This is a genomic window from Psychrobacter sp. AOP7-B1-25 (assembly GCF_052376195.1).
In the GTDB taxonomy this organism is placed as follows: Bacteria; Pseudomonadota; Gammaproteobacteria; order Pseudomonadales; family Moraxellaceae; genus Psychrobacter.
This window is the reverse complement of record NZ_JBQSVK010000031.1, coordinates 1-7,913: the sequence shown is the minus strand read 5'-3', so window position 1 is coordinate 7,913 and position 7,913 is coordinate 1. Positions and strand designations below refer to the sequence as shown.

Here is a 7,913-nt window from a genome sequence, read left to right as displayed (position 1 = left end):
TTGATATCACGGCTATAACCGGTGATTTCAGTGGATACCGTTCGCATTTGGCGCTGGTGTTCGGGGCTGAGGGCGCTTTGTTGTCGATCTTTGATGTCATCAAAGACGCGCTCTAAGGTTTTGGTGTGGGTTTTTCTTGTCGATAGGTCGCTTATAGACTTGATGTGATCAAGCAGCTGCTGGCTGTGGCCGATAATGTGGCTGCCAATTTCATGCTGTTCACGGTCTGCAAGCTGTTTTTGGTGGTCAGTGGTACTCGGCTCACTGCGGTAGCGCTGCCATGCGCTCATTTGCTGATCAAGATGCAGGAGGGTGTTTAAGTGTTGGCCAAAGTCGCTTTTTTGGTCGATGATTTTTAGAAGCCTGTGCTGATCCGATAGACCTTGATGCGAGATATGATCGTGTTGCGCCTTAAAGCCGGCTTCTTCTTCTGCTCTTTTGGCGCGTTGCTGCTCAAGCTTTGCTTGACGCGCTTCTTCTTGCGCTAATAGGCGCTCACGCTCTTTTTTGTCCGCCATATCTCGCTGCTGCTGAGCAATACGTTGTTTCTCTAATACCTCAGCCGCTTCCTTAGCAATCTGGCGCTGAATACGCGCCTGTTTGATGCGCTCAACCACTGATTCAGCTTGCTCTAGCTCGTCATTGCTCACGTTACTGGGTTTATATTCAGGCGTAGGCGCTGCTGGGACGATAAATAACTTACTTTCACGCAGATCGGCAAGTTCGCGTGTCCGTACTAGACGGTTGCGCTCATTGATCATCAGGTTAATCTTACCTCTGATTGTGGCCGGTGTTTCGTCTATCTCGTAAACCTCACCTTTCTTGTTTGCTTGTTCTGCTTTTTCTCGCTCACTCTCGTATTTGTCACGCTCTAGCTTGGTTGCAACGCTACCCATCTTGATTTGCGGCTCAATATCTTTGCTTTGATCGGCATAGCTGCGCGAATCAATCAGCTCATGGTCATATTCGGCCAGTTTCTCATTAGCGATCTGCTCCCACAGTTGCCGTATTTCTTTGATTTCAACATTGACGCGCTCTAATCCAAGTGAGCGCCGCTTATTATCGGATAGCTCAATGGTTGCCTTATCGGTCAGTACGATCTCGTTATTATCGTTAAGCTCAGCGGTACGCGTGGTAAACATGATATGGGCGTGGAAGTTGCGAGGGTCTGCCCCTCGATCAATCTCTTTTTGAGTAGGCTGATGAATGGCGCAATCGGCAATCGTGCCGTAACGATCCGCAAGCGTCTGAGCAAACTTGTGTGCAATATCTTTACGGTCATTCTCGTCAAGTTCATAGGGCAGATTGACCAGCCATTCGCGAGCCACACGCGCATCTTTACGCTTCTCGGCAGCCTCTGCCTTATTCCATAAATCGCTGCGTGAAATATCAGTATAAGCAGAAGCCAATTCTGTCGGTAAAATGATATCGGCACTCATAACGCCTGATCGTTTAGAGTAATCATGCACCTTACCGTATCGCTTATCGTCAAGCTCAACACCAGCGCGATAGCTCGCAGAAGCAACGGCACTTTGTCCGTTACTGCGAGATATTGATTTGGTCGATGCGATAAAAATAGCCATTTCTACAAGCTCTGTTTTCAAGTTTTTAACATTGCGTCTTTTTGCAATGTTGGGGGTGTGGGGGCTTGCCCCTGCCGATGTTTTGATTTTATAAATGTGTGACCGATAGGGATAAACATTTGTAAAGTCGAAAACTCGCACTTAGTCAGTGGGACGCAGCCATCCGTCAATTGACTATATCACAAACTGTTGTTAGGTATTGGCGAAGTTGCTATAGTTGGAAAGACTATAATTTTGATAATTTAAGGATGAATATGAGCTTACTAGATGGTAATGATTTAAAAGAAAAGCAGAAGATTAACGAACTTGAGCTTAAGATAAATAGAGAGAAACAAAAGTTAGATAAGAAGCTGACACGACAAAAAATACTGCTGGGAACTTTTCTTATAGATGCGTTAGAGAATGATGCAGTAGATGGCCTAAAGGAATATACGGCTGACCATCTATTGGGGTTTTTGACTCGAAAAGGAGATAAGGTTTTAATGGCAGACTTAGTAAAGGGTCTTGAAAAAATCAAGACCTAGAACAACTAAGATTTTGAAATAGATAGAGATGATCCTCAATGGGTAACAGGCACCCCTTCTGTACTAAATGCAAATGCTTTATTGCTAAAATTACCAAGCATGACTGCTTCAATGACAGGTTTAACTGTTTCATCTATTCCTTCAACTTCAATAATGAAATTAGCACCTGAGCCACCTTTAGACTCTTCTTTTTCAACGATATAATTGAGCGTGCCCATGGCTGGCAGCTCAAGTGGCGTGTTTAAATAAGATTTAATTAAAGTTCCGCCGGTATCGTAATAATCAATTTTATTAACATACAGTGATTTTTTTAAGGTGGTATTACGGACACTTAAAGTCGCGGATAATAAGACTTTACGGTTTTCTTTATCGATGTAAATATCAGAATAAATCGGCACATAAAAAGTTTCTTTATAGCTAAGCTGACTGTGATTTACTTCTGACGTTATTTCCAATTCTTTAATCGGATCCTGCTTATTTTCTGAAAACGCCACATTGGGATCTGTTGTGGAAGAGTTACAACCTGATATCAGGGCTATCATGGTTGCTAATAGGATAGAGACTTGAAGTTTAGCCATAACATTCCTCTTTACCACATTATTTGATACTACAACCTAAACAAGTTTTTAATAACTTGAGAGTCAATTTTTGACAACACGTATCACTATATTAATAATACATACTACTTAACTTTTATCCCCACACTTCGTAAGAATTGGTTAATGTGTTTGTTAGCGCCATAAATTATTAGGACGTCTTTAGGTTGTAGTACTTGCTCGGGCGTCGCTAATCCTTGAATACTAGGTTTTTTCTGTGTACGCCCAAAGCTGTCTTCATAAGACTCATAGCGCAGGGTGCTAAGCAATCGAATATTAAATTTTTGCTCTAACTGTAAGTCATCTACCGTTTGACCAACTAAGGTACTTGGAATCTTAATCTCTACCATACTGAAGTTATCGCTTAATTCAAACGAGTCCACAAAGTAACGTAGGGACAGTCTTTTTGCCCAGCGTTTGGCGGCCTCTTTTTCAGGGTGAATGAGGTCATCGACACCGATGGCTTGTAGTACTTTTTCGTGTAGCGGATTAATACTACGGCTGATTAAACGTTTTGCTTTTAAAGTTTTGAACAACGCCGTTGCCATGACATTTTCACCTTGATCTTCTCCAATGGCGACGACGACGATATCAGCATTGCTGATAGGTAAGCCTTTAACGGTATGTTCATCAGTGGCATTCATACATATTGTATGGGAGATTACTTCTTTATATGCTTCGACTTTTTGCATACTACTGTCAATGGCAATCACCTCATGACCCTGACGGGTTAATGCCATGGCTAGAGAGGAGCCAAAATTTCCTAACCCTACGATAATATACTTCATGCTCTTCTACCTTTTAATCGTTTTTTAACATCTCAATAGCCAGCTTCAGATAGCTTATTTGCAACAAATTAGTTAATGGTAATCTCTTCTGTCGGATAACGATAGTTACCTTGGCGACTATTCTTGAGCAACGCAATAAAGATAGTCAGCATACTGACGCGTCCAACAAACATAATGACCGAAACCACCACTTTACTAAAATCCGATAGATCCGAGGTTAAATTTAAGCTCAACCCTACCGTACTATAAGCTGAAAAGCACTCAAACACTACTTTGATCAAATCAAGGTCAGGTTGGTCATAACTGATAAGTGTTACGCCTATCCCAATGACCAACAATGACAACCACATAATGGAAAACGCGCGCCGAACAGAAATCTCAGCAATTTGTCTTTTGAATACCTCTATCTTGGTCTGACCACGTGCCAGGCTCAAGGTATTTAACAGGGCAATAGCGAAAGTGCTGGTTTTGATACCACCACCCGTTGAGTTAGGCGAAGCACCAATCCACATCAAAAATATCGTCAACATAATAGTCGGAAATGCCAGTTCACCCATATCAACCACATTGAATCCTGCAGTTCGAGGAGTAGAAGCAGTAAAAAATCCTGTTATCAGCTTGCCAAGGAAGCTGGTATGGTCAGCGAGTACATTATTGTATTCAAACAACATCACACCGATGAGACCAACAAGTAATAACGCACCTGTTGTAATTAAGGTAATACGGCTATTGATGTTGAGTAACCAAGGTTGATAGTCGCAGCGCTGATCAACGCTGCGATACATCAGTCGTTCAGCACGGTAACGCATATACCGTAGCACATTGACCACAATGACGAAGCCCATACCACCAAAGATAAAGGTCATCGCAATGATAAGTTGCAATGGATAATTAAAGCGTAGCGAATCGTCATACATACCCGCGCTGAAAATAGAGAACCCCGCATTACAGAAGGCTGAAATCGCATGAAAGACAGAAAAAAACAGCCGCTCAGTCCAGTCCATATTTGGCATGTCATAAATACTAATATAAATGAGTGCCGCCGCTACCGCCTCAACGGCGAATGTCACGTATAAAATAGACTTAAGAGTCGATACCACATTACCCATACCACGCATATAAGACATCTCGCTGATGCTTGCTTGGGTCTCATAACTGACGCCGCCCTTAAAGAAATAACTAAAGTAAGTCACAAACGTCAAAATACCCAAGCCACCGATTTGAATCAGTCCCATGATAATGACTTGCCCAAACGTCGTGAAGTAAGTCGCGGTGTCTACCACGATAAGACCAGTCACACAAACGGCACTAGTCGCCGTAAAAAGCGCATCGACAAAGGACAACGGCTGCGTTGTTGCATTGGGCATCATCAGTAATAACGCACCAACCAAAACCACCGATAAAAAGCTTAAGATAAAAAACTGGGCAGGGTTTAGAAAAGTGCGATTAAGATTAAAATCGTGATCAGAGAGCTCACGAACAAAGGTAACGAACACTGCAATTTTTAACGCGACAAAACCATCAACAGCCGCTGACAACCCTAAACGCACTAAATCAGTGAAATGTGCTGCCAATAGTATGATAATCGCGATACTGGTAATCGCATCAAAAACAACTACTTTATTAAAAGTTAGTGGCTTTTTGGTGTAGAGATAACGACCAGCAGTTACTACAAAACTTAGGAAAATAATGACAAGATAAATAATATGAAAGACTTGTTGTAGCCATGCCGGTAGTGTAAAACCACTATCTAATAAGGCTATAATGACCCCAACAACACTAATGAAAATAGTAAAATTATTTAGCAATCGATAACGCGTGGCTGCATTCATAGACTTAATTCATCATAAAAGTGACCGCGACAATTGTACTCTTCTTTTCTACTATTACCAAAAAGCAGTTAGGTTTTAAGTCAAAAGACAACTAAAAAGACGACTAGAAGGTACGATGAACGTTTATATTGGTATTTTTTGAACGTGATTTTTTAGTTTATTACCATTAAGAATAGCTCATACCCTAGCGGAACCGACGTAAAAGCCACAAAAACCTATTAACAGACTACCTAAAACAGACCACTATAAGAGAACCGCTTATAACAGACTGTTCTAGGTGGTCAGTTTCTCTCGCTATTTTGAGAAATCGTATTCCTCTTCATTCCCATCTAAATACTCACGTATAGGGCGTTTTTTACTGAATTTAGAAGCGTCCTTCTTGATCTCACCGACTATAAAGTCGCTGTATGCTGACCAGCTCTTACCAGCGTCGCCTTTAGCAAGACCGCTATATGTACTTATAAACTCTTTATGCCGACTGATACGCCACAGCTGCTTATCAGACAACCCATCAATAGTGAACATATCACCGTTGTCAACATCGCGAGCTTCAGCTACCTGTCCAGTTTTGGGTTTTTTCTTCTCATGAACTACAAATTTAAAGCCTGTAATACTGCGGCCTTTCTTTACGTTATCATATTTTACTTTCAGATCGGACTTCTCATTAATTTCATTAATGGCCAAGTCCAACACTCGCTTCTTAAAGTCATTCATTCTTTTATATTCATTCACACCTAGCCCCATTTGTTGTCGAAAGACCCCTAATTCAAAACAAGGCGTTTTTTTGGCGGCGCGCCATTGGGTAAGTAACTCATAGAGGCGCACTGAATAAACACTATCAAATTGTGTAGTTTGCTCTAACAAATAGGAAGTGAAAAACTGCTCCAGCCCATCAATACGGCTAATCCCTTCTACTACGGCAAGCGTAAAAACTAGATCTATTGCGCCCTCACCATCATGGTATTGAACTTGCTGTAACCAGCGGCTTTTGATTGGCTTACCATTAATATCCTGATAGGTAAAACGTCTATTAAACAAGGTTTCTTCTGCTTCCTTCATTCGAGCATAGGCATTCTGTCGTGAAGTGCCAAAGGCTTCTGCGTAACGAGAGGCATCGATACGTAAAGGTTTATCAGTGCTTAATCCCGTAGCAGTTTCTCTAGCATCGACTATAGCTAGTTGAATAATTCGAACCTCAGATAACGATAATGTTTGTAATGCTTGATTTAACTGATTAGTCTTTACTACTAAGTCTTGCTTCTTATTCATTGGCTTTATCCTAGTATGTTTAAACCCTACCTTATATTAAGTGACTTATTATTACAAGTCACTTTAGTGACAAATATACAAGAGTCTCATAATGGTAAGTAAACGTCGTTTAAAAGACAAAGAAAAACTTGTCTCATAATGGTAACTAAACGTCACCTTATTGGTAACTAAACGTCACCTTATTGGTAACTAAACGTCACCTTATTGGTAACTAAACGTCACCTTATTGGTCTTACATCCCTTATACCGCAAGGCCTGTAGCGAGCTTAAAAGCATTTAAAAGCATTTAAAAGCATTAAAAGCATTTTTGGTTGTGGATAAGCTTAAAAAACAAAGGGCTATTTTTAATGGTTGATTTAGGAAGTAAGTTACTTAAATTTGCATAGCTTTGATTGGCTATAGAACGAACTCTTCTCATCTTCAAAACAGTCTTTGGGATCAATCCTCGCATAGTGACCATCTTGTCCACTTATTTTGACAATGTTATGAGCCACACCAGCCTTTTCCAGATATTGATAATCATCTTGACGTTTTGCTATCTCGCTTTTGCTAGGAATAAACAGCCAAGCTGCTCCAGAGGCTAATGCTAATACCACAACAACCATAACGACCAAAGTTAGTATTAATTGACGGCCAAACTCTCGCTTAACGTTATCCAGCATCTGCTTGGAGGCATCTACATTTAGCTCAGCTATCTTGTCTTTAGTATCGTCAAGGTTACTAGCAACACTGGTAACAGAGGTCTGTATTTTCCCTAAATCTTTATTAAGCAGCTTTGTTGTTTTTAAGAACGTATCACTCGCATCAGTGATGTGCTTAGTGAAGCCTTCATCAATACGCTTATGGTAGTTGTCTTCATTGGTTTTAAAGACGGTTGCAATCTCTTTGTTAATGGCTTCAACAAATTCAGTTTGCAGTAAGGTTTCTTTGTTTTGATAGGTTTTTAACAGTGAAGTCAGTGCCTTTGCCCAATTAGCAATATCTTGCGCTTGTTTGTAGTGCGCATGATGTAAGTTTGAGCTGTCAATCAGCTGCTTATCTATTTTTTTGGTGTAGGTCTCAAGTGCAAGCAATAGGTCTTCTAGTTGGATAGAGAGGTCATTTTGTGGCATGGATCGTTCCTAATCGCTAGTTATGATGCTATTTGGCCCCTAAATGGCGCTGTAGGCGTTTTTAGGGTGGTTTATACGTTATTGGTACCCTAGCATCAAAATGGCGCTGTGGGATGCCTGAGAAGCCTCTGAGGTGATTCTATGCGACCGTCAGTGTCGTTTAGTATTGCTTGTGAGCTTAAAAGCCAAGACTCATGCCTCGGCTGCGG

7 protein-coding genes are annotated in these 7,913 nt (G+C 41.1%); 1 reads left to right on the top strand and 6 read right to left on the bottom strand.

Annotation, left to right across the window (positions count from 1 at the left end):
* The coding region (locus tag ACT3QR_RS13675; protein WP_444521858.1) for a MobA/MobL family protein at nt 1-1,583 on the bottom strand (1,583 nt) is incomplete at its 3' end.
* Between the two features lie 254 nt (nt 1,584-1,837).
* On the opposite strand from ACT3QR_RS13675, the gene ACT3QR_RS13670 reads away from it, so the two are divergent.
* Nucleotides 1,838-2,107 carry a mobilization protein MobS gene (locus ACT3QR_RS13670; protein WP_201513116.1) on the top strand — a complete coding sequence of 90 codons (270 nt, stop codon included), beginning with the start codon at nt 1,838-1,840 and terminating at the stop codon, nt 2,105-2,107.
* Nucleotides 2,108-2,142: 35 nt separating this feature from the next.
* Here the strand turns inward: ACT3QR_RS13670 and ACT3QR_RS13665 are convergent, their stop codons facing one another.
* From ACT3QR_RS13665 to ACT3QR_RS13645, 5 genes are all read right to left on the bottom strand, one after another.
* The gene (locus ACT3QR_RS13665) at nt 2,143-2,685 is read right to left on the bottom strand and encodes a DUF3124 domain-containing protein (protein WP_201513117.1); all 543 of its coding nucleotides are present in this window, start codon (nt 2,683-2,685) and stop codon (nt 2,143-2,145) included.
* Nucleotides 2,686-2,789: 104 nt separating this feature from the next.
* Nucleotides 2,790-3,491: a potassium channel family protein gene (locus tag ACT3QR_RS13660; protein ID WP_443522128.1), complete on the bottom strand. Its 702-nt coding sequence runs from the start codon at nt 3,489-3,491 to the stop codon at nt 2,790-2,792.
* 68 nt (nt 3,492-3,559) lie between these two features.
* Nucleotides 3,560-5,323, bottom strand: coding sequence for a TrkH family potassium uptake protein (locus ACT3QR_RS13655; protein ID WP_444521857.1), 1,764 nt, complete (start codon nt 5,321-5,323; stop codon nt 3,560-3,562).
* Between the two features lie 294 nt (nt 5,324-5,617).
* The gene (gene repM, locus ACT3QR_RS13650) at nt 5,618-6,592 is read right to left on the bottom strand and encodes a replication initiation protein RepM (protein ID WP_133378671.1); all 975 of its coding nucleotides are present in this window, start codon (nt 6,590-6,592) and stop codon (nt 5,618-5,620) included.
* 368 nt (nt 6,593-6,960) lie between these two features.
* Complete coding sequence (locus ACT3QR_RS13645) at nt 6,961-7,704, bottom strand: hypothetical protein (RefSeq protein WP_444521856.1); 744 nt, start codon at nt 7,702-7,704, stop codon at nt 6,961-6,963.
* Between the last annotated feature and the right edge of the window lie 209 nt (nt 7,705-7,913).

Coding starts and splice junctions, on each gene's coding strand:
- ACT3QR_RS13660 (WP_443522128.1), bottom strand. CDS start 3,491: ATGAAGTATATTATCGTAGGGTTAGGAAATTTTGGCTCCTCTCTAGCC.
- ACT3QR_RS13665 (WP_201513117.1), bottom strand. CDS start 2,685: ATGGCTAAACTTCAAGTCTCTATCCTATTAGCAACCATGATAGCCCTG.
- ACT3QR_RS13645 (WP_444521856.1), bottom strand. CDS start 7,704: ATGCCACAAAATGACCTCTCTATCCAACTAGAAGACCTATTGCTTGCA.
- ACT3QR_RS13670 (WP_201513116.1), top strand. CDS start 1,838: ATGAGCTTACTAGATGGTAATGATTTAAAAGAAAAGCAGAAGATTAAC.
- repM (WP_133378671.1), bottom strand. CDS start 6,592: ATGAATAAGAAGCAAGACTTAGTAGTAAAGACTAATCAGTTAAATCAA.
- ACT3QR_RS13655 (WP_444521857.1), bottom strand. CDS start 5,323: ATGAATGCAGCCACGCGTTATCGATTGCTAAATAATTTTACTATTTTC.